Origin of the sequence: Brevundimonas sp. S1H14 (assembly GCF_047716865.1) — a bacterium.
In the GTDB taxonomy this organism is placed as follows: Bacteria; Pseudomonadota; Alphaproteobacteria; order Caulobacterales; family Caulobacteraceae; genus Brevundimonas; species Brevundimonas naejangsanensis.
This window is the reverse complement of record NZ_CP136679.1, coordinates 30,871-54,258: the sequence shown is the minus strand read 5'-3', so window position 1 is coordinate 54,258 and position 23,388 is coordinate 30,871. Positions and strand designations below refer to the sequence as shown.

20 protein-coding genes and 1 pseudogene are annotated in these 23,388 nt (G+C 67.5%); 13 read left to right on the top strand and 8 right to left on the bottom strand.

What is annotated here, in order from left to right:
* Positions 1 to 66 precede the first annotated feature (66 nt).
* The 12 genes from RSD66_RS00240 to RSD66_RS00185 all read left to right on the top strand — a co-directional run bounded on the left by RSD66_RS00240 (position 67) and on the right by RSD66_RS00185 (position 12,076).
* On the top strand, positions 67 to 1,035 hold the full coding sequence (locus tag RSD66_RS00240; RefSeq protein ID WP_415288581.1) for a glycosyltransferase family 9 protein: 969 nt from the start codon (positions 67 to 69) through the stop codon (positions 1,033 to 1,035).
* 126 nt (positions 1,036 to 1,161) lie between these two features.
* The gene (gene infC / locus RSD66_RS00235) at positions 1,162 to 1,683 is read left to right on the top strand and encodes a translation initiation factor IF-3 (protein ID WP_024355064.1); all 522 of its coding nucleotides are present in this window, start codon (positions 1,162 to 1,164) and stop codon (positions 1,681 to 1,683) included.
* Positions 1,684 to 1,807: 124 nt separating this feature from the next.
* A complete protein-coding gene (locus RSD66_RS00230) occupies positions 1,808 to 3,772 on the top strand; it encodes an alpha/beta hydrolase family protein (protein WP_415288580.1) in 1,965 nt (654 codons plus the stop codon).
* Between the two features lie 117 nt (positions 3,773 to 3,889).
* Complete coding sequence (locus tag RSD66_RS00225; RefSeq protein WP_415288579.1) at positions 3,890 to 5,161, top strand: MFS transporter; 1,272 nt, start codon at positions 3,890 to 3,892, stop codon at positions 5,159 to 5,161.
* Between the two features lie 174 nt (positions 5,162 to 5,335).
* Positions 5,336 to 5,533 (top strand): 50S ribosomal protein L35, encoded by a 198-nt coding sequence (rpmI, locus tag RSD66_RS00220; RefSeq protein WP_003166435.1) that lies wholly within the window; start codon positions 5,336 to 5,338, stop codon positions 5,531 to 5,533.
* A 110-nt stretch (positions 5,534 to 5,643) separates the two neighbouring features.
* The gene (rplT, locus tag RSD66_RS00215; RefSeq protein WP_003166434.1) at positions 5,644 to 5,997 is read left to right on the top strand and encodes a 50S ribosomal protein L20; all 354 of its coding nucleotides are present in this window, start codon (positions 5,644 to 5,646) and stop codon (positions 5,995 to 5,997) included.
* A 212-nt stretch (positions 5,998 to 6,209) separates the two neighbouring features.
* Positions 6,210 to 7,286: a phenylalanine--tRNA ligase subunit alpha gene (gene pheS / locus RSD66_RS00210; RefSeq protein ID WP_025976288.1), complete on the top strand. Its 1,077-nt coding sequence runs from the start codon at positions 6,210 to 6,212 to the stop codon at positions 7,284 to 7,286.
* Positions 7,287 to 7,300: 14 nt separating this feature from the next.
* Positions 7,301 to 7,717 carry a hypothetical protein gene (locus RSD66_RS00205; RefSeq protein ID WP_415288578.1) on the top strand — a complete coding sequence of 139 codons (417 nt, stop codon included), beginning with the start codon at positions 7,301 to 7,303 and terminating at the stop codon, positions 7,715 to 7,717.
* A 60-nt stretch (positions 7,718 to 7,777) separates the two neighbouring features.
* On the top strand, positions 7,778 to 8,170 hold the full coding sequence (locus tag RSD66_RS00200; protein ID WP_415288577.1) for a hypothetical protein: 393 nt from the start codon (positions 7,778 to 7,780) through the stop codon (positions 8,168 to 8,170).
* Positions 8,167 to 10,560 carry a phenylalanine--tRNA ligase subunit beta gene (gene pheT / locus RSD66_RS00195; protein ID WP_415288576.1) on the top strand — a complete coding sequence of 798 codons (2,394 nt, stop codon included), beginning with the start codon at positions 8,167 to 8,169 and terminating at the stop codon, positions 10,558 to 10,560. The genes RSD66_RS00200 and pheT overlap by 4 nt, the downstream gene beginning before the upstream one ends.
* Positions 10,561 to 10,719: 159 nt before the next feature.
* Entirely contained in the window at positions 10,720 to 11,340 is a 621-nt protein-coding gene (locus tag RSD66_RS00190; RefSeq protein ID WP_024355057.1) for a DUF1134 domain-containing protein, read from the top strand.
* A gap of 112 nt (positions 11,341 to 11,452) precedes the next feature.
* Positions 11,453 to 12,076: an SAM-dependent methyltransferase gene (locus tag RSD66_RS00185; RefSeq protein WP_415288575.1), complete on the top strand. Its 624-nt coding sequence runs from the start codon at positions 11,453 to 11,455 to the stop codon at positions 12,074 to 12,076.
* A 2-nt stretch (positions 12,077 to 12,078) separates the two neighbouring features.
* On the opposite strand, the gene RSD66_RS00180 is transcribed toward RSD66_RS00185, so the two are convergent.
* From RSD66_RS00180 to glmS, 4 genes are all read right to left on the bottom strand, one after another.
* Positions 12,079 to 12,954 carry an SDR family NAD(P)-dependent oxidoreductase gene (locus tag RSD66_RS00180; protein WP_415288574.1) on the bottom strand — a complete coding sequence of 292 codons (876 nt, stop codon included), beginning with the start codon at positions 12,952 to 12,954 and terminating at the stop codon, positions 12,079 to 12,081.
* Positions 12,955 to 12,968: 14 nt separating this feature from the next.
* A complete protein-coding gene (locus RSD66_RS00175; RefSeq protein WP_415288573.1) occupies positions 12,969 to 14,201 on the bottom strand; it encodes an NAD-dependent epimerase/dehydratase family protein in 1,233 nt (410 codons plus the stop codon).
* Between the two features lie 438 nt (positions 14,202 to 14,639).
* Positions 14,640 to 15,533 (bottom strand): UTP--glucose-1-phosphate uridylyltransferase GalU, encoded by an 894-nt coding sequence (gene galU, locus RSD66_RS00170; protein ID WP_415288572.1) that lies wholly within the window; start codon positions 15,531 to 15,533, stop codon positions 14,640 to 14,642.
* Positions 15,534 to 15,616: 83 nt separating this feature from the next.
* Positions 15,617 to 17,431: a glutamine--fructose-6-phosphate transaminase (isomerizing) gene (gene glmS, locus RSD66_RS00165; protein ID WP_415288571.1), complete on the bottom strand. Its 1,815-nt coding sequence runs from the start codon at positions 17,429 to 17,431 to the stop codon at positions 15,617 to 15,619.
* A gap of 184 nt (positions 17,432 to 17,615) precedes the next feature.
* Between glmS and glmM the strand changes: the two genes are divergently transcribed.
* Positions 17,616 to 18,965 (top strand): phosphoglucosamine mutase, encoded by a 1,350-nt coding sequence (glmM, locus tag RSD66_RS00160; RefSeq protein WP_415288570.1) that lies wholly within the window; start codon positions 17,616 to 17,618, stop codon positions 18,963 to 18,965.
* A gap of 19 nt (positions 18,966 to 18,984) precedes the next feature.
* Here the strand turns inward: glmM and RSD66_RS00155 are convergent, their stop codons facing one another.
* The 4 genes and pseudogenes from RSD66_RS00155 to RSD66_RS00140 form a co-directional block, all read right to left on the bottom strand.
* A complete protein-coding gene (locus tag RSD66_RS00155; RefSeq protein ID WP_415288569.1) occupies positions 18,985 to 19,674 on the bottom strand; it encodes a PLP-dependent transferase in 690 nt (229 codons plus the stop codon).
* A gap of 13 nt (positions 19,675 to 19,687) precedes the next feature.
* Positions 19,688 to 20,209: pseudogene (locus tag RSD66_RS00150) on the bottom strand (aminotransferase class I/II-fold pyridoxal phosphate-dependent enzyme); the annotation flags it as partial.
* Positions 20,210 to 20,388: 179 nt separating this feature from the next.
* Positions 20,389 to 21,696 (bottom strand): FAD/NAD(P)-binding protein, encoded by a 1,308-nt coding sequence (locus RSD66_RS00145; protein ID WP_415288568.1) that lies wholly within the window; start codon positions 21,694 to 21,696, stop codon positions 20,389 to 20,391.
* Positions 21,697 to 21,739: 43 nt separating this feature from the next.
* Positions 21,740 to 23,239 carry a phosphomannomutase/phosphoglucomutase gene (locus RSD66_RS00140; RefSeq protein WP_415288567.1) on the bottom strand — a complete coding sequence of 500 codons (1,500 nt, stop codon included), beginning with the start codon at positions 23,237 to 23,239 and terminating at the stop codon, positions 21,740 to 21,742.
* Positions 23,240 to 23,388 lie beyond the last annotated feature (149 nt).

Here is a 23,388-nt window from a genome sequence, read left to right as displayed (position 1 = left end):
TGTCATTCCTCACGGAATGGCTTTAGCAGAGACGACGATTGTTCACAGAGGCCGCGAGGCGCCCGCTTGTCTGCTCCCAAAGCCCTGTTCGTCAGCTCCAACCGCATCGGCGACTGCGTCATCTCCTCTGGCGTGATCCGAGAGATCGCGCGCCAGTTGCCGGGCGTTCAGATCACCGTCGCCTGCGGCCGGCCGCCCGCCCCCTTCTTCCGTTCGGCGCCGAACGTCGAGCGCGTCATCATCCTCGACAAGAAGAAGGCCGCCGGACACTGGGTCGATCTGTGGAAACAGGTGCGCGGGACGCAGTGGGACATGGTCGTGGACATCCGCGGCTCGGCCCTGGCGTATCTGATCCCGGCGAAGCGGCGCATCGTCTACAACCGTCGCTGGGAGACGGGTCTGCGCAAGGTCGAGATGGTGTCGCGCCTGATGGGCTCGGCGACGCCGCTGGACCCGGAAATCTTTCTTGACGATCAGGCGCGCGCCGAGGCGGCCGCCGTCATCGACCCGCAGCTGGCAGGCGGCGCCGGTCCCGGCCCGATCATCGCGCTCGCCCCCATCGCGCACCAGCCCGGCAAGTCGTGGCCCGCCGACCGCTGGGGCGCGCTGGTCGAGAAGCTGAAGGCCGAGCCGCGCTTCGACAGCTGGCGTTTCATGCCGGTCGGCGGCCCCGGCGACCGGCCGCCCGCCACCCCGGCGCTGGAGGCGGCGGGGCTGCGCGGCATCGACTGCGTGGGCAAGGGCGACATCCTGTGCTCGGCCGCCTCCATCGACCGGGCGACCCTGTTCGTCGGCAACGACAGCGGGCTGATGCACGTCTCGGCGGCGCTGGGGCGACCGACACTGGGCCTGTTCGGTCCGACCGAGTGGTGGCTCTATGGGCCGTGGGGCCCGAAGACGCGCACTGTCGCCTCAAATGAGACGCGCGGCCAGTTCGCCCCGATCGAGGACCTGAGCGTCGATCATGTGTTCGACGGGGTGCTGGCCTTGCACGACGCCTATGTCGCAAACGGGTTTAACCCCGAGAAGCCTTGAAATCCGGGCCTTCTATCGCCATATTCGCGCCGCTCGAAGGGAATGGCGCCTGGCGTCGATCGCCTTCGACCGCTCATTTCGCCTATCTTCTGATCACATAAGGAAACGACGCCCATTCGCCGTCCCATGCAAGCGCCGCCCGTAAAGGACGGGCCGCCCATCAACCAGGATATCCGCGCCGCCCGCGTTCTGCTCATCGACCAGAATGGGGAAAAACAGGGCGTCATGCCTTTGTCCGCCGCGCTGGAGGCCGCCGAAGAGGCAGGCCTGGACCTGGTTCAGATCGTCGCCAACGCCGAAACGCCGGTGTGCAAGATTCTCGACTACGGCAAGCATCGTTTCCAGGAACAGAAAAAGAAGGCTGAGGCGCGCAAGCGTCAGAAGGTCGTCGAGCTGAAGGAAATCAAGCTCCGCCCGAACATCGACAGCCACGACTACGATGTGAAGGCCAAGGCCATGCATCGCTTCTTCGACGACGGCGACAAGGTCAAGGTGACCATCCGCTTCCGCGGCCGCGAAATGGCCCACCCCGAACTGGGGATGAAGCTGATGCACAAGGTCCAGGCCGATTTCGAGGAAGAGGCCAAGGTCGAGTTCGCGCCCAAGATGGAAGGCCGTCAGATGATCATGATCCTGGCGCCGCGCTGATCTCGCATCGCTGATATCGCGTTTCAGGAACCCCGACCGAAAGGTCGGGGTTTTTTAACGCCTTGCACGCTGGGCGAACGCTGTCAGGTTAGGTGCGGTTTAAGGGCGCCGACGGAGGGGCGGAATGGGAGGCTTGCGGGCAGGGGCGATCGTCCTGGCGTTGGTTCTGGCCATGTCGATTTGGGCAGGACGTGTCGCGGCCGACGCGCCCGCGCTTGACGCCTATGGCGCCGCCCCCGCCGTTGACCATGTGGAGCTTTCGCCCAGCGGCGACCTGATCGCCCGGGTCATGGTGGTCGGCGAGAAGCGCGCCCTGGCGGTCAGCCGGATAACCACCGGCGAAAGCGTCTTCGCCGCCTCGATCGGGGAGGCCAAGGTCCGCGACCTGCGCTGGATCGGCGAAGAGCGGATTCTGATCATCACCTCGCAGACACACAGCCTGCCGCTTCTTGGGGTGCCGCGCTCAGAACTGTTCTTTGGCATGATGCTGGAGTTGAAGACCAAGGACATCGTCCAGGTGCTCCGCGCGACCCCCGATGTTCTGGCGACCCTTTATGGCGGCGCGGCCGTTCGCCGGACGTCGCAGGGCGACGCTGTCTTTGCGCGAGGCGTCAATGTCCTCACAGGTCAGATCGACCTTCACAGAATCAATCTGAGCAGCGGACGCGGCCGGTCGGTTTCCGCGATGGACCGCGATACGGAAGATTATGTCCTGAACGCCGAGGGCGAGGTGATCGCCGAGTCGCGCTATGTCGAACGTCATGGCCGTTGGTCGCTGCATCTGCGTGAAGGATGGCGCCTGCGGCAGGCATGGGCGGTCGATGCGGCGCTGGATACGCCCAGTCTGGTCGGCATGGGGCGCAGCGCCAATACGGTCATCGTCAGCGCCAGGCGGCCCGACCTTTCCGACACCGCCGAATCCGAGACCGGCCATGTGCTGTTCGAGGTCGATGTCGCGAGCGGCGACTGGGTCCGTCTCCCGTTTGAGCGGCATCCGACCCGGCTGATCCACCATCCTCGCACCGGTCTGTTGATCGGCGGGAGTTATCAGGATGAAGACGGCGTCGGTTACGAGTTCCTGGACGCTGCGGCGGGGCGCCGGTGGCAGGCGATTGCGCGGGCCTTTCCCGGCAAGGCTCCGCAACTCATATCCTGGACCGATGCCTTGAATCTGGTCGTGGTCTTCATCGATACGGGCGAGTCAGGGGTCTATCAGCTCGTCGACTTCGATGCGGGCGAGGCCAACATCGTGGCCGAGGCCTATCCGACCATTCTGGCCGAGCAGGTCGGCGTTGTGCGGCCGATCACATATACAGCGGCGGATGGGTTGGAGATTCCCGGCTATCTGACACTGCCGCCGGGCGTGGAGACGCCGACGAACCTGCCCCTGATTGTTCTGGCGCACGGGGGGCCGGCGGCTCGCGACGTCGCTGGGTTCGACTACTGGGCTCAGGCTCTCGCATCCAGAGGCTATGCTGTTCTGCAGCCCAACTTCCGGGGCTCTTCGGGGTATGGGCGCGCCTTCATGGAGGCGGGCTACGGCGAATGGGGGCGCAAGATGCAGACGGACCTGTCGGACGGCGTGCGCTGGCTGGCGGCGGAGGGCGTCATAGATCCTGCGCGGGTCTGTATCGTCGGCGGCAGCTATGGCGGCTATGCGGCGATGGCGGGGCTGACGATCGATAAGGAGCCGTATCGCTGTGCGGTGTCCGTCAACGGCGTTTCCGACCTGAGGCGGATGGTCAACCGCGTGGCGAACCGTCAGGGCGAGCGGAACAGCCACGCTGTGCGTTACTGGAACCGCTTCATGGGCGCCGAAAAGCTGAATGATCGGGCGCTGGACGCCCTGTCTCCCGCCATGCTGGCGGATCAGGTTGAAGGCCCGCTGTTGCTGATCCACGGCAAGAACGACACGGTGGTCAATATCGAGCAGAGCCGCGTCATGGCCGACGCCATGCGCCGCGCGGGCAAGCCGGTGGAGCTGGTCGAGCTGGAAAGCGAGGATCACTGGCTTTCCCGGCCGGAGACGCGTCAGAGGATGCTACGCGAAACCGTGCGCTTTCTGACAGTCCATAACCCGGCCGATTGAGCCACGGCGGCGGCCGAGGCGCTCTGTGATTGTCCGGCGTCAGCTTCGGATAATTTTCAGCCGCCGTTCTAGCGACGGTTGATTCCGACCGCGCCGAAAATGGTCTAAGGCGGGATCATGTCCGTTTCCCTGTCTCCCAAGGCGCAGGCGCCGACCCTGGCGGTTCTGTTCGCCGTGGTGTTCATCAATCTGGTCGGGTTCGGGCTGGTGGTGCCGCTGCTGCCGTTCTTCGCCCAGAGCCTGCAGGCCGAGCCGTGGCAGATCACCCTGATGTTCTCGGCCTATTCCCTGGGCCAGTTCTTCGCCGAGCCCTTCTGGGGGCGGCTGTCGGACCGGATCGGGCGCAAGCCGGTGCTGCTGGCGACGCTGGCGGCCAACGCCGTGGGCTATCTGCTGCTGGCGTTCGCGCCCAACATCTGGGTCGCGGTGGCGGTGAGGCTGTTCACCGGCCTGGGCGCAGGCAACATCTCGACGGTTCAGGGCTATATCGCCGATGTCACCCCGCCCGAGCGCCGGGCCGGGCGCATGGGATTGATCGGCGCGGCCTTCGGTCTGGGCTTCATAGTCGGGCCGGGGCTGGGCGGTCTCCTGGCCCAGCCGCAGATGGGTCATGTCGGCTATCAGCTGCCGATCTTCGCCGGCTCAGGCGCGGCGGTGGCGGCGGCGCTGGGGGTGATGTTCTTCCTGCGCGAGAGCCGCACCAGGGCGGACCCGGCCGCGCCGCGTCCCGCCTTCCTGTCGGGCGTCAGCTTCGCCCGCACCGATGAGGTGATCTCGCGCGTCCTGATGGTCAGCCTGATCTATCTGGCGGGCTTTTCGGCGATGGAGGCCGCCTTTGGCCTGTGGGCCGAGCATCGCTATGCCTGGACGGCGCGCGAGGTGGGGCTCAGCTTCATGATCGTGGGGCTGATCTCGGCGGTGAACCAGGGGCTGGTGGCCGGGCGGCTGGCGCGGCGCTTCGGCGAGGCGCGGGTGCTGGCGGTCGGCATGCTGCTGTTCGGCCTGTCGATGGTGCTTCAGGTGGCGGCACCGGTCGCCTGGTTCCCGGCGGGACGGATCGATATGGGCCTGTTCAGTCTTCCACTGGTCGCTGGGTGGATCATTCCGGTCATCATGGGGATCGGGGCCTGCGGCATGTCGCTGGCCATGCCCAACATCTCGGCCATGATCAGCCGCTCGTCGCCGCCGGACCGGCAGGGCGCCATGCTGGGGCTGAACATGGCGGCGGGCTCGATGGCGCGCATCGTCGGCCCTATCGTCGCCGGGGTGCTGTATTCGGCGGTCGGGCCGAACTGGCCCTTCCTGGCCGGCGCCGCCCTGACCGTTCCCGCAGCGGCCATGGCGATCAACGCCGGGCGCGCCGTGCGCCGTCGTTCGGCTCAGGCGTGACCGGGCCAGCGCGGACTCTTCTTGCCTCTGCCCGCCTCTTGGCGTAAAAGCCGCGCCTTCGCGTACCGGACCGCCGGGCGAACAGGCATGCCTGGGCGGTCTTAAATCAGGTTAGCGCTGGTCGGGCTCAAGTAGCTCGAAGAGCGGTAGCCCTCTAAAAGACAGAGAGTGAAAATGCCGAAGCTGAAGACGAAGTCGGGCGCCAAGAAGCGCTTCAAATTCACCGCGACGGGCAAGGTCAAGGCTGGCGTGGCCGGCAAGCGCCACCGTTTGATCAGCCACAACTCGAAGTACATCCGCCAGAACCGCGGCACTTCGGTCATGGCCGACGCCGACGCCAAGAAGATCAAGTCCTACATGCCGTACGCCTGATCGGCGCACGCAGACACGATCTCTCAACCGCATAGAATTTGAACTAAGTCCCTCAAGCAGCGAGGCCCCGCGGGCCGAGCGGTAGGGACTTCCCGAAGGGAAAAATCACAATGGCTCGCGTCACTCGGGGCGTTACGTCCCACGCCAAGCACAAGAAAGTCCTGAAGCAGGCCAAGGGCTTCTACGGCCGCCGCAAGAACACCATCCGCGCCGCCAAGGCCGCAGTGGATCGCGCCGGTCAGTACGCCTACCGCGACCGTCGCAACAAGAAGCGCTCGTTCCGCGCCCTGTGGATCCAGCGCATCAACGCCGCGGCCCGCACCGAAGGCTTCACCTATTCGCAGTTCATGCACGGCCTGAACAAGGCGGGCATCGAGCTGGACCGCAAGGTTCTGGCCGCCATCGCCGCCGATGAAGCCGGCTTCAAGGGCATCGCCGACAAGGTTCGCGCGGCCCTGGCCTAAAGCGAAATCGGTTCAGATGCGAAAGCATCTGAACTCAGATATTCGCTTAAAATTAAAGTGGGAGCCTGATTCACGGCATCAGTGAAATCGCGAAGCGATTTCCCTTCAACCGATCAGGCTCCAGGCCTTTCTCCCTCACGGGATGAAGCAAAAGCCCTCCGGTTCGCGCCGGGGGGCTTTTTGCTTTCGTTCCTAGCGGCTAGACGACCCTCATGACCGATCTCGCTCAACTGGAACTGGACCTCATCAACGCCATCGGCTCGGCCGAGAGCGTGGCGGGTCTGGAGGACATCCGCGTCGCCGCCCTCGGCAAGTCCGGCTCGATCTCGGGCCTGCTGAAAGGCATGGGGGCGCTGAGCCCGGATGAGCGCCGCGAGCGCGGCCCCGTCATCAACGGCCTGCGCGACCGGGTGTCGTCGGCTCTTTCCGCCCGCAAGGCCGAGCTGGAGGCCGCCGAGCTGGACGCCCGCCTGCTGGCCGAGCGCGTCGACCTGACCCTGCCCAGCCGCCCGCGCCGCAAGGGCGGGGTGCATCCGACCATGCAGGTCATGGACGAAATGGTCGCCGTCTTCGCCGACATGGGCTTCTCGGTCGCCGAGGGGCCGGACATCGAGGACGATTTCCACAACTTCACCGCCCTGAACTTCCCGCCCAAGCATCCGGCGCGGGAAATGCACGACACCTTCTTCCTGAAGCCCGACCCGGAAACGGGCGAGCGCAAGGTGCTGCGCACCCACACCAGCCCGGTGCAGGTCCGCACCATGATGTCGCAGAAGCCGCCGATCCGCATCATCGCGCCGGGCCGCACCTTCCGTAAGGATTCCGACGCGACCCACACGCCGATGTTCCACCAGATCGAAGGCCTGGTGATCGACCGCGACATCCACATGGGCCATCTGAAGACGACGCTGGAGACCTTCATCGCCCGCTTCTTCGAGCTGGACGACGTTCACGCCCGTTTCCGTCCGCACCACTTCCCCTTCACCGAGCCCTCGGCCGAGATGGACATCCGCTGCGATCGTTCCGGCGGCAAGCTGACCCTGAACGAGGGCGAGGACTGGCTGGAGATTCTGGGCTGCGGGATGGTTCACCCGAACGTCCTGCGCAACTGCGGCATCGACCCGGACGAGTATCAGGGTTTCGCCTTCGGCATGGGTGTCGACCGCCTGGCCATGCTCAAATACGGGGTGCCGGACCTGCGCCCCATGTTCGAGGCCGATACGCGCTGGCTGGCGCACTACGGCTTCTCCGCCTTCGCCGCGCCGAATCCGGCGTCGGGCCTCAGCTGAACTGGAACACGCCAATGACCGACCAGACCGAGATGTCGCCCGAAGAAAAACTGGGCCGCGAGATCGTCGCCCGCACCACGTTTGAGAAGGAAGCCGTCTGGCTGCCGTCTCTGGCCGTGCATCACATGAACGCCGGACAGGTCTTCATCGACGGCAAGACCTTCACCGAATGCCTGATCGAAGGCCCGGCGGTGATGGCGATCATGAACGGCACTGCTTTTGACGGCTGCAACATGGGCGTGGCCGAGGACCCGCGCACCCTGTTGCTGGACCCGCGCGGCTCCATGATCGCCGGGGCGATCGGCATGTCCAACTGTCGCTTCGTGCGCTGCCGTTTCGTGCAGGTGGCCTTCACCGGCGCCAAGGAGGCGCTGGACGAAATGGAGCAGGGCCTGCTGAGCGCCCGCGCCGAGGCGCAAACTAAGGGGTGACGCCTGCGGGCGCCGGGAGCGGCGCCGTTCGCCCTCTCCTGTGTTCTTTGAAAGATTCCAATGACTGACACCACCATCACCCTCGAAGCGCTCGGCCCCGGCCCCACCTATGTCGGCAAGAACGTGTGGCTGCCCCAGTTGTTCATGGAGACGGCGCGCGTCGGGCTGCCCGCCATCGAGAACCGCCGGTTCGAGAACTGCCTGATGGAAGGGCCTGCGGTCCTGCTGCCGCTGGAAGGCTGCAATTTCGACGGCTGCAACATGGGCGACGCCAAGGGCGACCCGCGTAATCTGATGCTGACCCCGATGGGGCCGCAGCGCGTCACCGGGCCGATCCCGTTCAAGAACTGCCAGTTCATCAACTGCAACTTCCTGGGCGTCGGCTTCACCGGCCCGTCGGAGTTCCTCGACAACATGGTGGCGGCGCTGTCCCAGTCGGGATCGACCCAATGAAGTTCACGCTTTCCTGGCTGAAGGCCCACCTCGATACCGAGGCGCAGGTCGATCAGGTCGCCGAGGCCATGACCATGGCCGGGCTGGAGGTCGAGCAGGTCCACGACCCGATCGCCGCCCTGGCCCCCTTCACGGTCGCCCGGATCGTGTCGGCCGAGCGTCACCCGAACGCTGACCGGCTGCAGGTCTGTCAGGTCGAGACCGTCGACGGGATGAAGGAGATCGTCTGCGGCGCCCCGAACGCGCGGGCGGGCCTGACCACCATCTATGCTCCCATCGGCGCCTATGTGCCGGGGCTGGGCGTGACCCTGGTCGAGAAGCCGGTGCGCGGCGTGGTGTCCAACGGCATGCTGTGCTCGGCCGCCGAGCTGGAGTTGGCCGACGACAGCGACGGCATTCTTGAGCTGGCCGACGATCTGCAGGTCGGCGCGCCCGCTGCGGGCGTCTTCGGCGCCGAGCCGGTCATCGACTTCGAGGTGACGCCGAACCGTCCCGACTGGCTGGGCGTGGCGGGCATCGCCCGCGACCTGGCCGCCGCTGGGCTCGGCAAGCTGACGACGCCGGAGATCGCGCCGGTCGCCGGGGCTTTCGACAGCCCCGTCTCGGTGACCCTGGAGGCGCCCGAACTGTGCCCGGTTTTCGCCGGTCGCGTGATCCGGGGCGTGCGCAACGGCCCGTCGCCGGAATGGCTGCAGCAACGGCTGACGGCCATCGGCCTGCGTCCGATCAATCGCCTCGTCGACATCACCAACCTGATTTCCTTCGACCGCGCGCGGCCGCTGCACGTTTATGATCTGGCGAGCCTGTCGGGCGAGGGGATCGTCGTGCGCGCCGGTCGCGGCGAGGCTGATCAGATCGAGGCGCTGGACGGCAAGACCTATGCGCCGGGCGCCGCCGACTGCGTCATCGCCGACGCCGGGGGCCAGCGCGCCATCGGCCTGGGCGGCGTCATGGGCGGTGTCTCGACAGGGTGCTCGGACGACACGGTCGACGTCTTCGTCGAAAGCGCCTGGTTCGACCCCATCGTCACCGCCCAGACGGGCCGCTCGCTGGGGATCAATTCGGACGCGCAGTATCGCTTTGCGCGCGGCGTGGACACGGCCTCGGTCGTGCCGGGGCTGGAGTTGGCCACGCAACTGATCCTCGACCTGTGCGGCGGCGAGCCGTCGACGGTCACGGCAGCGGGCGAGGCTCCGGCCGCACCTGCCGCCTTCGCCTTCGATCCGGCCTATGTGAAGCGCCTGTCAGGCATGGACCTCAGCGAGGACCGGATCTTCGAGATCCTGTTCGCCCTGGGCTTCACCGTCATGCGCGGCTCGCCCTGGTCGGTGACGCCGCCGTCGTGGCGCCGCGACATCGAGGGCCCGGCCGATCTGGTCGAGGAGGTCGCCCGCATCGAGGGCTACGCCGCCCTGCCCGACGCGCCCCTGCCGCCCGTCGCCCCGGCCCCCGGCGGGGTGCTGAGCCCGCGTCAGGCGCGCGTGCGCACGGCCCGTCGCGCCCTGGCCGCCCTGGGCTATGCCGAGGCCGTCACCTGGTCCTTCACCAAGCAGTCGATCGCGGCCCTGTTCGGCGGCGGGGACGAGCGGCTGGTGCTGGAGAACCCCATCGCGGCGGATCTGGACTGCATGCGTCCTTCGGTGCTGCCGAACCTGATCCAGGCGGCGGCGCGCAACGCCGCGCGCGGCCACGCCGACGTCGCCCTGTTCGAGATCGGCCCCATCTATCTGGACGATCAGCCGACCGGCCAGCGCACCGTCATCGCCGGTCTGGTCGCGCCGCACGCCGACCGTCACTGGGGCGGGGCGGGGGAAGACCCCCTGTTCGCGCTGAAGGGCGACCTGCTGGCCGTGCTGGAAGAGATCGGCGCCCCGGTCGCCTCCCTGCAACTGGCCCAGGGCTCCAACCGCGACTGGTGGCACCCCGGCCGTTCGGCCCGGCTGCAACTGGGCCCCAAGAACGTCATCGTCGAGTTCGGCGCCCTGCACCCGCGCGTGCTGAAGGCGCTGGACGCCGACGGCCCCATGCTGGCCTTCGAGATCGTGCTCGATTCCGTACCGGAACCGCGCGGCAAATCCGGCAAGGCGCGCGGCGCGGCGGACCTGCCGAACCTGATGCCCCTGACCCGCGACTTCGCCTTCCTGATGGACGAGGCCAAGGCCGTGGGCGATCTGACCCGCGCGGTGGCGGGCGCCGACAAGGCGCTGATCGCCGATGTTCGCGTGTTCGACGTCTATCGCGGCCAGGGCGTGCCCGAAGGCCAGAAGTCGGTCGCCATCGAGGTCGAGATCCAGCCCCGCGCCGCCACCCTGGCCGAGGCCGAAATCGAGGCCCTGATGGCCAAGGTCAAGGCGGCGGCGGCCAAGGCGGGCGGAACCCTGCGCGCCTGAAGACAGAAAAAACCGGCGGCCTGAGACACGGGCCGCCGGAACTTCTGCGGCCAAGCAATCTTCGGTTAACCTTAAAGCCCCAAGGCTGCCGTAAAAGGCACGGACGGTAGGCCAAGCCCGCGACGTCGGGCGGACCGTCCTTAGCCGGGAGCCTCGACCATGCACCGCCGCCAACTGATCCGCACCAGCCTCGGCCTCGCCGCCGCCGGAGCCCTGCCCGCCGGCCTCGGCGCCTGCGCCAGCCGCCCGCCGGCTGATCCAAATTATCCGATCGCCTCGGACAACAACGCCCAGGCCTATACCTTCGACGAACTGGTCGCGGCCGGGTCGCGCGAGCTGGGCATCGCCGCCGAGGCCGTGGGCGGCGCCATCGAGCGCATCTTCGCCGAACAGGGCGACCGCCCGACCGCCTATATCGCGGGCGAGGAAGGCGCTGGCGCTGTCGTCGCCGGTCTGCGTTATGGCCGCGGCGCCCTGCATATGAAGGACCTGTCGGCGTCGCAGGAAGTCTATTGGCAGGGGGCCTCCATCGGCTGGGACTGGGGCGGCAACGCCAGCCGGGTCTTCACCCTGGTCTACGGCCTGTATCACCCCGACATGCTCTATCGCCGCTATCCGGGCGTTGAAGGCTCGGCCTATCTGGTCGCGGGCCTTGGCGTGAACTATCAGCGCGCCGACGGCATCGTCCTGGCGCCGATCCGCACCGGCGTCGGCGTGCGTCTGGGCGCCAATGTCGGCACCATGAGCTACAGCCGCCAGCGCAACATCCTGCCATTTTAAGTGTCGCTATGCTCGGGTCGCGGACCCTCGCGGCTTGAGCGACGCGGGGCGTTGATGCTTGCGAGCCGGGGCGGCGACGCCATATCCCCTTGAGCTTCAAGGGAGATCGCTGATGACTGCTGCGTCCGACACGCGCGCCTTCTGGGATGAACGCTATGCCGTTGACGCCTATCGCTTCGGCGAGGCGCCCAACGCCTTTCTGGCGCGGCAGGCGGAGCGGCTGAGGTCGGGGCTGAAGGCCCTGTCCGTCGCCGACGGCGAAGGCCGCAACGGCGTCTGGCTGGCGCAGCAGGGGCTGGACGTCCTGACCTTCGACATTTCCCCGCGTGCGGTGGAGAAGGCGCGGGCGCTGGCGACGAAACGCGGCGTGGCGCTGGATGCCCAGATCGGCGGGCTGGACGACTGGGCATGGCCCGAGGGGACGATGGACGTGGTCGTCGGCGTCTTCATCCAGTTCGTCGGCCCGGCCGCGCGCGACCGGATGTTCGCCCGAATGAAGGCGGCGCTGAAGCCCGGCGGCCTGCTGCTGTTGGAAGGCTATCGGCCCGAGCAACTGGCCTATGGCACGGGCGGGCCGGGGGTGGAGGAGAACCTCTATACAGAGGCTCTGCTGCGCGAGACCTTCGCCGACTTCGATATCGAGCGGATCGACATCTATGACGCCGAACTGAACGAAGGCCCCGGTCATTCGGGCGTCTCGGCCCTGATCGACCTGATCGCGCGCAAGCCGGGCTGACGTCAGGCTTCTGACGTCAGGATCGCTTCCAGCCCCTCGCGGTAAGAGGGATAGCGGGGGCGCCAGCCCAGCTCGGCCTTGGCGCGGGCGTTGGAGACGCGCTTGGAGTCCAGATAGAAGCGGCGCATGGCCTCGCTGACCTCGGGGGCGGTCCAGTCGACTTCGGGCGGACGAGGCAAGCCCAAGCGCTCGGCGGCCCATGCGGTTACGACGTCGGCGGCGGTCGGCTCGTCGTCGGTCAGATTATAGACGCCGCCTGGGCGCGGTCGGGCCATGGAGGCGAACAGGCCTGAGACGATGTCGTCCACGTGAATGCGGTTGAATACCTGGCCGGGCTTTTTCACCAGACGCGCGGTTCCGGCGCGCTGGCGGTCGATGACGCTGCGGCTAGGGCCGTAGAAGCCGGGCAGGCGGAAGACCTGCAGCGTCAGTCCCATGCCCTGGGCGCCGTCCAGCCAGTCGCGCTCGACCCGCGCGCGGCGGGCGCCTTCCAGCGTGGCGGCGTTCAGCGGATCACCCTCGAAGGCCCAGCCGCCCGCCCGGTCGCCGTAGACGGAGGTGGAGGAGACATAGCCGATCCAGTCGGGCCAGGCGTCGCCCGCCAGCGGCGTCAGGGCGCGCAGGGCGGGGCAGCCGTGAGCGTCCGGCGGCGTGGTGATCAGCACGGCCTGTGCGGCGGCCAGGGCCTCGCCCAGAGCCTTGGCGTCAGCCGGATCGACGGGCGTGATCCCCTGCGCCGCCAACGCCTGACGGGTCTGTGGATCGCGCGAGGTGGCGAAGGACGCGCCGCCGCGCTGCAGGGCCTCGCGCGCCGCCGCCTGTCCCAGATAGCCGCCGCCGAAGACCAACAGGGACGGGGCGGCGGCGGGTTCGGTCATCAGGCTTCGGTCTCTCAGGCGGACAGGACGCGGACGGGGGCAGGGGCGGCGTTTGCTTCGGTCTCGTCCCTCAAGGCCTCGGCGCGGCCGGCGTTCCAGGCGCTGACGCAAGGGATCTTGCTGCGGTCAGCGCGGTCGGCGTAGCGGCGGGCGATCTCGGTCACATCGGCCATCAGGCCCTCGGCCAGGGTGATTGGCTTCAGCCCCAGTTCGCGGAACTGGTCATTGGCGACGACCAGTTCGTTCTCGTCAGCCTCCTGACGCGGATTGGCGACGTTGTGGACCGGCGCGCCCGTCATCTCGGCCACCATATGCGCCAGGTCGCGGACACGGCGGCTCTCGGTCATCTGGTTGAGGATCTTGACCCGCTCGCCGCGTTTGGGCGGGTTGTTCAGCGCCAGTTCGACGCAGCGCACCGTGTCCTGAATGTGGATGAAGGCGCGTGTCTGGCCGCCCGAGCCGTGCACCGTCAGTGGATAGCCAAGCGCGCCCTGCATCAGAAAGCGGTTCAGCACGGTGCCGTAGTCGCCGTCATAGTCGAAGCGGTTGATCAGGCGCTCGTCCTGACGGGTTTCCTCGGTCTGGGCGCCCCAGACGATGCCCTGATGCAGGTCGGTGATCCGCAGGGAATCGTTCTTGGCGTAGAACTGGAACAGCAGGGCGTCCTGCGTCTTGGTCATGTGATAGATGCTGCCGGGGTTCGGCGGGAACAGGATTTCCTGCTCGGTGGGGCCGTGGTCCGTATCGACGGTGACCTTCAGATAGCCCTCGGGAATGCGCAGGCCCGCCGTGGTGTAGCCATAGACGCCCATCGTCCCCAGGTGCGCCAGGTGCACGTCCCGCCCGCTCTCGACGATGGCGGCCAGCAGGTGGTTGGTGGCGTTCAGATTGTTGTCGACGGTGTAGATCTTGTGCCGCGCCGACTTCATCGAATAGGGGGCGGCGCGTTGTTCGGCGAAGTGGACGACGCTGTCCGGCGCCCAGTCCCCGATCAGGGCGACCAGGCGGTCGAACTCCTTGCCGACGGTCAGATTGACGAAGTCGATGGTGCGGCCTGAGACCTCTTTCCACGCGGCGATGCGCTCGCCCATCGTGCGGATCGGGGTCAGGGAGCGGATTTCCAGCTCATTGTCGATGTTGCGTCGGCTGAGGTTGTCGACGATCAGCACCTCCCAGCCGCGCGCCGACAGGTGCAGGGCCGTGGGCCAGCCGCAGAAGCCGTCGCCGCCCAGAATCATCACGCGCATCGGTCGAACCTCGTTTTCAACGCCCCCTCTTGCCTAGCCGAACGCGTGAGAAGGCGAAAGCGTGGCGCGCGAGAAGCGGCTAAAGCGACGCAGGACGGAAAAACAGAGTCCAATTCGTCTGAATCGTCTGAAATCGGAGGGATTGGCTGGGCCGCGCAGGGATAATGCGGCGGTGGGGCGGTAAGGCGGGCTAGACAGGGGGACGCAGAGACCGGGACCTTGAAATAAAAGAGGTTTTCAAAGCCTGATGTGCAGGCGCCGTTCGTCCTTCTCCCCTTGTGGGAGAAGGTGGGCGCCGAAGGCGCTCGGATGAGGGGTGTGAGTGCGACCTTTAGACGACGAGGCGGGACAGTAGCGGCAGGTTTGCAAACGCGCCGTCGCCACCCCTCATCCGTCAGGCTTCGCCTGCCACCTTCTCCCACAGGGGGAGAAGGGAATTTACAGCAGGCCTTCAATGGCGGCGCGGGCCGCGTCGCCCAGGTCGGGGCGCTTCAGGGCGAGGGCGACGTTGGCGCGCAGAAGGCCGATCTTGTCGCCGCAGTCGTGGGTCACGCCTTCATACTCATAGGCGGTGAAGGTCTGCGATTGCATCAGCCGGGCCATGGCGTCGGTCAGCTGAATCTCGCCGCCGGCGCCGCGCTCCTGCGTCTCCAGCAGGTCGAAGATTTCCGGCTGCAGGATGTAGCGGCCCGAGATCGACATATTGGACGGCGCCGAGCCCTGGGCGGGCTTCTCGACCATGCCCTTCATGCCGTAGCGGCGGCCGTTGTGAGAGGCGGGGTCGATGATGCCGTATTTGTGGGTGTCGGCCTCGGGCACGGCCTCGACGCCGATGACGTTGCCGCCGACCTCGGCGTAGACCTCGGCCAACTGCTTCAGGGCGCCCGGCTGCGAATCCACGATCACGTCGGGCAGGATGACGGCGAAGGGCTCGGGGCCGATGATGTCGCGGGCGCACCAGACGGCGTGGCCCAGGCCCTTGGGCTGCATCTGGCGGGTGAAGCTCATTTCCCCGGCCTGGGCCAGTTCGGCGTTCATGGTCGCCAGAATCTCGGTCTTGCCCTTGGCCAGGAGCTGGGCCTCAAGCTCGATCTGGTGGTCGAAATAGTCCTCGATGGCCTGTTTGGCGCGGCCGGTGACGAAGACGATGTGCTCGATCCCCGCCTCGCGCGCCTCTTCCACGATGTAGGAGAGGATCGGCCGGTCGACGACGTTCAGCAGCTCCTTCGGCGTGGTCTTGGTGCCGGGCAGAACCCGCGTGCCGAGACCGGCTACGGGCAGGACCGCCTTGCGCAGAGGGGCTGGGCGAAGGCGGGCGGGGGAGGTGGTCATGGATCGTCCTGATCAGCCTTGGGGCGCCTGTCATAGGCGTAATTTGTGAAGCTTCCAAACGCCCCTTGGCTGATCGGGTTCGCCTATTCCACCGTCACCGACTTGGCTAGGTTGCGGGGCTGGTCGACGTCGGTGCCCTTCTGGACGGCGGTGTAATAGGCCAGCAGTTGCATCGGCACGGCGTAGACCAAAGGCGCGATCAGGGCCGGGCAGTCGGGGGCGTGGACGCGGCGGATGCCGGCGCCGTGCGGGTCAGGCGCCTTTTCGGGGGCGATCATGATGACCGGGCCGCCGCGCGCGGCGACTTCCTGAAGGTTGGAAGCGGTCTTCTCGAACAGGTCGTCCAGCGGGGCCAGGGCCACGGTGGGGGTCTCTTCGTCGATCAGGGCGATGGGGCCGTGTTTTAGCTCGCCCGCCGCATAGCCCTCGGCGTGGATGTAGCTGATCTCCTTCAGCTTCAGCGCGCCTTCCATCGCCAGGGGGAACATGGGGCCGCGCCCCAAGAACAGGACATCGCGCGCCTTGGCCAGGTCCAGAGTCAGGGCGTGGATGCCCGCGTCCATCTGCAGGGCTTCGGAGATCAGACGCGGCGCCTCGAACAGGGCCTTGACCAGCTCGGCTTCCTGAACGGCGTCGATCCTGCCGCGCGCTACGCCCGCCGCGACGGCCAGGGACAGCAGGGCGGCGACCTGGGCGGTGAAGGCCTTGGTCGAGGCGACGCCGATTTCCGGCCCGGCGTGGGTCGGCCAGAGGGTTTCAGCCTCACGCGCCATCGAGGAGGTGTGGACGTTGACGACGGCGGCGGTCTTCAGCCCCTGCGCCTTGCACCATTTCAGGCCCGCCAGGGTGTCGGCGGTCTCGCCCGACTGGCTGACGGCGACGGCCAGCGTGCCCGGCGACAGGGCCGGGTCGCGATAGCGGAACTCCGAGGCGATCTCGACGTCGCAGGGCAGCCCGGCGTATTTCTCAAAGGCGTATCTGCCGATCTGGGCGGCGTAGAAGGCCGTGCCGCAGGCGACGATCTGGATGCGGTCGAGGGCGGCGAAGTCCACGGTCTGAACCTTGGCCTTGCCGGAGACGAGGTCGAGGTATTCCGACAGGGTGTGCTGGACGCTGTCGGGCTGTTCGTGGATCTCCTTTTCCATGAAGTGGCGGTATTCGCCCTTCTCGACCAGCGCCGAAGAGGCCGAGACCTGAACCACGGCGCGGTCGGCCGGGCGGCCCGAGGCGTCGAACATGCGCGCGCCGGTGCGGGTTACGGCGACGAAATCGCCCTCTTCGAGATAGGAGATCTTCTGGGTGAAGGGGCCGACGGCCAGGGCGTCAGAACCCAGATACATCTCGCCCTCGCCCCAGCCCACGACCAGGGGGCTGCCGCGACGGGCGCCCAGGATCAGTTCGTCCTCGCCCTCAATCAGCACGGCCAGGGCATAGGCGCCGGTCAGACGGTCCAGCGTGGCCTTGAAGGCGTCCAGCGGCGCCATTCCGGCCGCAAGCTTGTGGTCCAGCAGGTGGGCGACGACCTCGGTGTCGGTCTGGCTTTCAAAGATGCGGCCCTCGGCCTCCATCTCAGCCTTCAACTCGGCGAAATTCTCGATGATGCCGTTGTGGACCAGGCAGACGCGCCCGGCCTTGTGCGGGTGGGCGTTGGTCGTGGTCGGCGCGCCGTGGGTGGCCCAGCGGGTGTGGCCGACGCCGACGGTCCCGGCGACCGGCTCGGCGGCCAGCACGGCTTCCAGTTCGCGGATCTTGCCCTTGGCGCGGCGGCGCTCGATGCGGCCCTCGGACTGGACCGCGATCCCAGCGGAATCGTAGCCGCGATACTCAAGCCGCTTCAGGCTGTCGATCAGGCGAGGGACGACGGGGCCGGTTCCGGTGACGCCGATGATGCCGCACATGAGGTCTGCTCCGAACGGAACGCAGCCGCCGCTTTTTGCGCCGGGCCGCGAAATTGAGGTAAGCGAGAGGGTTCAGTCTCCGCCCTGGAACTCCGCTCTAGGAAATCGCGGGGGCGGCGACATCAAAAAATGGGTTTCGGAAGGTTTCTTTGCAATTCCGGGGCCGCCAGCGAGGGACGGCCTCTTGGGCGAGAGAAAATACTTCGGCACCGACGGCATTCGCGGCCGGGCTAACACCCATCCGATGACGGCCGAGGTGGCCCTGCGCGTCGGCCTGGCCGCCGGGCGGCTGTTCCGCACCGACGACGACCGGCGCCATCTGGTGGTGATCGGCAAGGACACCCGCCTGTCCGGCTATATGATCGAGCCGGCGCTGGTGGCGGGGCTGGCTTCGGTGGGCATGGATGTGCGCACCTTCGGCCCTCTGCCGACGCCGGGCGTGGCGATGATGACCCGCTCGATGCGGGCCGATCTGGGCATCATGATCTCGGCCTCGCACAACGACTACGCCGACAACGGCATCAAGCTGTTCGGCCCGGACGGCTACAAACTGTCGGACGAGATCGAGCTGAAGCTCGAAGCCATGATGGACGGGGCTCTGGATCAGGATCTGGCGCCGTCGAACAAGCTGGGCCGGGTCAAGCGCATCGACGACGCCCCGCCGCGCTATATCGAGATCGCCAAACAGGCCTTCCCCAAGCGGCTGAGCCTGAAGGGCCTGCGCATCGCCATCGACTGCGCCAACGGCGCGGGCTACCGCGTGGCGCCGACGACCCTCTATGAACTGGGCGCCGAGGTCTTCCCCGTCGGGGTGGAGCCTAACGGCCTGAACATCAACGCCGAGTGCGGCTCAACATATCCGGCCACGGTGTCGGAGGCGGTGAAACGCTATCGCTGCGACATCGGCATCGCGCTGGACGGCGACGCCGACCGGGTCATCATCTGCGATGAGAAGGGGCATGTGGTCGACGGCGATCAGATCATGGCCCTGATCGGTCTGGACTGGGCCAAGCGCGGGCGGCTGAACGGCAGGGGCGTGGTCGCCACCGTCATGTCCAACCTGGGTCTGGAGCGCCGCCTGAAGGCTGAGGGTCTGACGCTGGAGCGCACCAAGGTCGGCGATCGCTACGTCATGGAGCGGATGCGCGAGGGCGGCTTCAACATCGGCGGCGAGCAGTCGGGCCACATCATCCTGAAGGATCACGCCACGACCGGCGACGGCCTGATGGCGGCGCTGCAGGTGCTGGCTGTGCTGGTCGAGGCGGGTGCGCCGATGAGCGAGCTGGCGCGCCAGTTCGAGCCGGTTCCGCAACTGCTTCAGAACGTCCGCTATACGGCTGGAAAGCCGCTGGAGGACGCGAACGTCAAGGCGGCGATGGCCGAGGCGGAAGCCGCCCTGAACGGCGCGGGCCGTCTTCTGGTCCGCCCCTCGGGCACGGAAAAGCTGATCCGCGTCATGGCCGAGGGCGACGACGAGGCCCTGGTCAAGCGCGTGGTCAATGATGTGGCCGAGGCGGTGAAGGCGGCGGGCTGATCGCCCGCCGCTTGCGCCGTTAGATGGCGGACAGGGCCTGATCCAGGTCGGCCCACAGGTCCTCGACGTTCTCGATCCCGACCGACAGGCGCACCAGATTGTCGCCGATGCCGCTGCGCGCCTTGGCTTCGGGCGTATAGTCCGAATGGGTCATGCTGGAGGGGTGGGAGGCCAGGCTCTCGGCGCCGCCCAGGCTGACGGCCAGTTTGAACAGGCGAAGCGCGTTCAGCATGCGGAAGGCCTCGGCCTCGCCGCCCGGCAGTTCCAGCGAGAAGGTCGAGCCGGAGCCCTTGCATTGGGCTTCGAAGATCGCCTGCTGTTCTGGCGAAGCGTCCGGGCCGCCCGCCGTCAGGACGGCGCTGACGCGCGGATCGGCGCGCAGGCGTTCGGCCAGGATCAGGGCGTTGTTCTGCGCGCGCTCCATGCGGATGTGCAGGGTCTCCAGACTGCGCAGCAGCAGCCAGGCGGTGTGCGGGTCGGCGGTCGTGCCGCAGATGGTCCGCATCTCGCCGACGCGCGCCATGAGGTCCGCCCCGCCCATGCAGCCGCCCGCGATCAGGTCCGAGTGGCCGCCGACGTATTTGGTCAGGGAATAGAGGACGAGGTCGGCGCCCAGTTCCAGCGGGCTCTGCCACAGAGGGCCGAGGAAGGTGTTGTCGACGGCGACTGCCGGAGGTTCGGCCTGATCCAGGGCCCTGGCGCCCGACACCGCGGGCGATGTCGACCAGTTGGTTGGTCGGATTGGCCGGGGTCTCCAGATAGACGGCGGCGAGGCGTCCGCCGGTGGTCTTGGCCTGCGCGGCCGCCGCGATCATGGCCGCGTCCAGGGCGTCGGCGCCCTCGGCGGCGGGGACGCTGATCGCCTTGACGCCGTAGCGGGGCAGGATGCGGTCGAACAGGTATTCGGTGCCGCCATAGGCCGGGGCCGTATAGACGATGACGTCGCCGGGCCGCACCAGGGCCAGCATGGCGGTCGAGATCGCGGCCATGCCGCTGGAGAAGACCAGAGCCTTGTCGGCCTTGTCCCAGACGGCGAGGCGGTCTTCGAGAATTTCGAGGTTCGGGTTGTTGATGCGCGAATAGATCAGGCCCAGCGCCTCGTCCGGGTCGCGCTGGCGCAGGCCATAGGCGACTTCGAAGAAGCGTTTGCCGTCCTCGGCCGATTTGAAGACGAAGGTCGAGGCCTGGAACAGCGGCGCCTTGATCGCGCCCTCCGACAGGGCTGGATCATAGCCGTAGCCCATCATCAGGGTTTCAGGCGCGAGGGTGCGGTCGCCGAGGACGCGCGTGCGGTGGCGGTTCATTTTTATGTTTCCTCTCCTGACCCGGTGATAGCCGACCACGGAAAGGCCCGCCAGCGGCTAGACTGTGGAGGAGGTTGCATGGAGGCTGGAAAATTCGCCCCTAGCTGTGTGGATGACGATCAGGCGCTCAGGACGCGGGTCAGCGCCTCGATCCGCTGGCGGATGTCCGGCACGGCGACCGTTTCCCAAAAGGCGGCGCGGGCGGGGGGGCCGAGAGCGAACAGGGCGGGGTCGGGGGCACCGTCGGCGTGCAGGACGCGTCCGTCTGAGTCCAGGTCGAGGCCGAGGTCGGCCACGTCGAGGCGGGCGCGGCCTTCAGCGATCAGGGCGGCGGTCAGCGGCGCGCGAGCGGCGTCGTGGCCGGGGCCGGTGCAGTCGATCAGCCAGGCGGCGGACAGCGTCTGTGTCGCGCCATTCCGTGTACGGACGGTCAGCGTCGCGCCTTCGCCATCAGCGGCGACCGCCTGGGCGCGGCCGGGGATGACCGTCAGGCGGCCTGCCGCCTTCAACGCCTCGAGTTCGGCGGCGACCTCAGGCGCGATGCGGTGGCGATGCACGTCCCACCAAGGGCGCAGATGGCGCAGGAAGCGGGCGCGCTCGGCGGATGCTGCGGCGCGCCACAGGTCGAGGGTGATCGGGCGATAACCCTCCATCACGCGGCGCCAGCCGTGGTCGCGCGCCAGCCGACGGGCGGCGGCCAGACGGTCGGACAGGGCGCCGGTCCGCGCCTCGGGCGGCAGGTCGAGGGGGGCGTCGTGATGGGCGCCGTGAGCCAGCGGCAGCAGACCGCGCCGCGATACGACCGTCGCATGGCCGCGCCAGTTCTGGGCCTGAAGCGCCAGGACGACATCGACCATGGTCAGGCCCGAACCGAGGATCACCACGTCGTCGGCGGCGGCGATGGCGCTCAGAGCGTCGGGGCTCCAAGGGTCGGCGATGCGTCGGGGGGCGGCGCCCGCCACGGCTGGGCGTGGCGGCGGATTGCCGGTGGCCAGCACCATAGCGCGGCCGGAGAGGCGGGCGCCGTCGGCGAGGATGACGGTCTCGCCCTCGATGCGGACAGCCTCGCCCTTCACGTGGCGGATCAGGCCGGGATGGGCGGCCTCGGTCTGCGCAAGCCGGTCCTGCACATAGCGGCCGTAGAGGCGGCGCGGCGCGAAGCCGTTGGGATCGGCGAAATCGGGGGCGTGGAGCGCCAGCCAGTCGGTGAAGTCGGCCGGCCGGTCGGGGCGGGCGCTCATCCGCTCCGAGCGGACGTTGAGGCGGTGCGCGTCCAGCACAGCCGAATAGGCGACGCCGAGGCCGACCTGTTCGCTGCGCTCGATCAGAACCGAGGCCTGCCCCTGTTCGGCCAGGCGCGCGGCCAGCATGGCGCCGGAGAACCCGCCGCCGACGATGACCACGGGGAGGGAGGCGGCGTCGTTCATGGAACGACCATTGTCCACGACGCCGCCGCCGGTCAAACCGGAATCAGATTTCCTGGTTGAAGGCGCCGATTTCCGGGTGGGCGGCCAGGCGCGGCTTGATCTCCTTGCGGAACAGGTCGCGCATGTCGTCGGCCGAGCGCATGCTCTCGACCACGACGACCAGTTCCGGCTTGTTGGAAGAGGCGCGGACCAGCACCCAGGAGCCGTCCTCCAGGTGGACACGCACGCCGTTGACGGTGATGGCCTCGACGATCTTGCGGCCCAGGATCGAGCCGCCGGACGCCGCCAGATCCTCGTATTCCTTCACGATCTTGGCCAGCACGTCATACTTCAGCTCGTCGTCGCAGTGGGGCGACATGGTCAGGCTGGTCCAGGCGTCAGGCAGGGCGGTCTTCAGTTCGCTGAGGCTCCTGCCGGGATTGCGGTCCAGCATGGCCAGCACAGCGCCCGCCGCCACCAGACCGTCGTCATAGCCGTGGCCCAGATCGCCCGACAGGAAGAAGTGGCCCGACTTCTCGAACCCGGCCAGGGCGCCCAGTTCGGCGGTCTTTCGCTTGATGTAGGAGTGGCCGGTTTTCCAGTAGACGGTGGTCGCGCCGTTGGCCTTCAGCACCTCGTCGGTCTTGTACAGGCCGGTCGATTTCACATCGACGACGAAGGTGGCGTTCGGGTGGATGGCGGACAGGTCGCGGGCCAGCATCAGGCCGATCTTGTCGGCGAAGATCTCCTCGCCCGTGTCATCGACCACGCCGCAGCGGTCGCCGTCGCCGTCGAAGCCCAGAGCCAGGTCGGCGCCCGTCTCCTTCACCTTGGCCGCCATCTGCACCAGCATGGCGTGATCTTCCGGGTTCGGATTGTATTTGGGGAAGGTGTAGTCGAGGTCGGTGTCCATCTCGATCACTTCGGCGCCCATCAGGCGCAGAACCTCGGGGGCGAAGGCTCCGGCCGTGCCGTTTCCGCAGGCGGCCACGACCTTCAGCGGGCGAGACAGCTTCACCTTGGACGCCACGTCCTTGATGTAGGTCTCGCGGAAGCCTTCGACGCGCTCCAGCCGACCGCCGGGGCGGGCGACGCCCTGACCGTTCAGGACGATTTCCTTCAGGCGGCCCATCTCGTCAGGGCCAAAGGTCAGAGGCGCCTGTGCGCCCATCTTCACGCCGGTCCAGCCGTTCTCATTGTGGCTGGCGGTGACCATGGCGACGCAGGGGCAGTCCAGGGCGAACTGGGCGTAATAGGCCATCGGCGACAGGGCCAGGCCGATGTCCAGCACCTCCATCCCGCCTTCCAGCAGGCCCAGGATCAGCGCCTGCTTCACCGACAGGGAATAGCCGCGGAAGTCGTGGCCGACGGCGATCTTCGGCGTCTGGCCGATCTCGTGGACATAGGTGGCCAGGCCGAGGCCCAGGGCCTGAATGCCCAGCAGGTTGATCTCTTTTTCCAGAATCCAGCGGGCGTCGTATTCGCGAAAGCCGGTCGGTTTGACCAGGGGCAGGGTTTCATACTCCGCTGTGTTGGGGCGGATGTCCTGACGGGGCTTTTGCATGGTTATTCCTGGATAGGCCGCTGAGAGGCGCGGGGTCGCAAATCTGTCTGGCCCTATAGCCTTCCCCCGCTCGAGAGGCCACAACGCGCGACCCTTGTTATGGCTGCCGTCTTTATTCTGATGCGGCGAAACCTTGACCGCCCCCGCGT

What these genes read in the sequence shown, in the direction of transcription:
- pheS (WP_025976288.1), top strand. Translation starts at nt 6,210, where the DNA reads ATGACCGATCTCGCTCAACTGGAACTGGACCTCATCAACGCCATCGGC.
- RSD66_RS00180 (WP_415288574.1), bottom strand. Translation starts at nt 12,954, where the DNA reads ATGACCGAACCCGCCGCCGCCCCGTCCCTGTTGGTCTTCGGCGGCGGC.
- RSD66_RS00140 (WP_415288567.1), bottom strand. Translation starts at nt 23,239, where the DNA reads ATGCAAAAGCCCCGTCAGGACATCCGCCCCAACACAGCGGAGTATGAA.
- RSD66_RS00145 (WP_415288568.1), bottom strand. Translation starts at nt 21,696, where the DNA reads ATGAACGACGCCGCCTCCCTCCCCGTGGTCATCGTCGGCGGCGGGTTC.
- rplT (WP_003166434.1), top strand. Translation starts at nt 5,644, where the DNA reads ATGGCTCGCGTCACTCGGGGCGTTACGTCCCACGCCAAGCACAAGAAA.
- RSD66_RS00175 (WP_415288573.1), bottom strand. Translation starts at nt 14,201, where the DNA reads ATGCGCGTGATGATTCTGGGCGGCGACGGCTTCTGCGGCTGGCCCACG.
- galU (WP_415288572.1), bottom strand. Translation starts at nt 15,533, where the DNA reads ATGACCACCTCCCCCGCCCGCCTTCGCCCAGCCCCTCTGCGCAAGGCG.
- pheT (WP_415288576.1), top strand. Translation starts at nt 8,167, where the DNA reads ATGAAGTTCACGCTTTCCTGGCTGAAGGCCCACCTCGATACCGAGGCG.
- rpmI (WP_003166435.1), top strand. Translation starts at nt 5,336, where the DNA reads ATGCCGAAGCTGAAGACGAAGTCGGGCGCCAAGAAGCGCTTCAAATTC.
- glmS (WP_415288571.1), bottom strand. Translation starts at nt 17,431, where the DNA reads ATGTGCGGCATCATCGGCGTCACCGGAACCGGCCCCGTCGTCCCTCGC.
- RSD66_RS00225 (WP_415288579.1), top strand. Translation starts at nt 3,890, where the DNA reads ATGTCCGTTTCCCTGTCTCCCAAGGCGCAGGCGCCGACCCTGGCGGTT.
- infC (WP_024355064.1), top strand. Translation starts at nt 1,162, where the DNA reads ATGCAAGCGCCGCCCGTAAAGGACGGGCCGCCCATCAACCAGGATATC.
- RSD66_RS00200 (WP_415288577.1), top strand. Translation starts at nt 7,778, where the DNA reads ATGACTGACACCACCATCACCCTCGAAGCGCTCGGCCCCGGCCCCACC.
- RSD66_RS00205 (WP_415288578.1), top strand. Translation starts at nt 7,301, where the DNA reads ATGACCGACCAGACCGAGATGTCGCCCGAAGAAAAACTGGGCCGCGAG.
- RSD66_RS00185 (WP_415288575.1), top strand. Translation starts at nt 11,453, where the DNA reads ATGACTGCTGCGTCCGACACGCGCGCCTTCTGGGATGAACGCTATGCC.
- RSD66_RS00230 (WP_415288580.1), top strand. Translation starts at nt 1,808, where the DNA reads ATGGGAGGCTTGCGGGCAGGGGCGATCGTCCTGGCGTTGGTTCTGGCC.
- RSD66_RS00190 (WP_024355057.1), top strand. Translation starts at nt 10,720, where the DNA reads ATGCACCGCCGCCAACTGATCCGCACCAGCCTCGGCCTCGCCGCCGCC.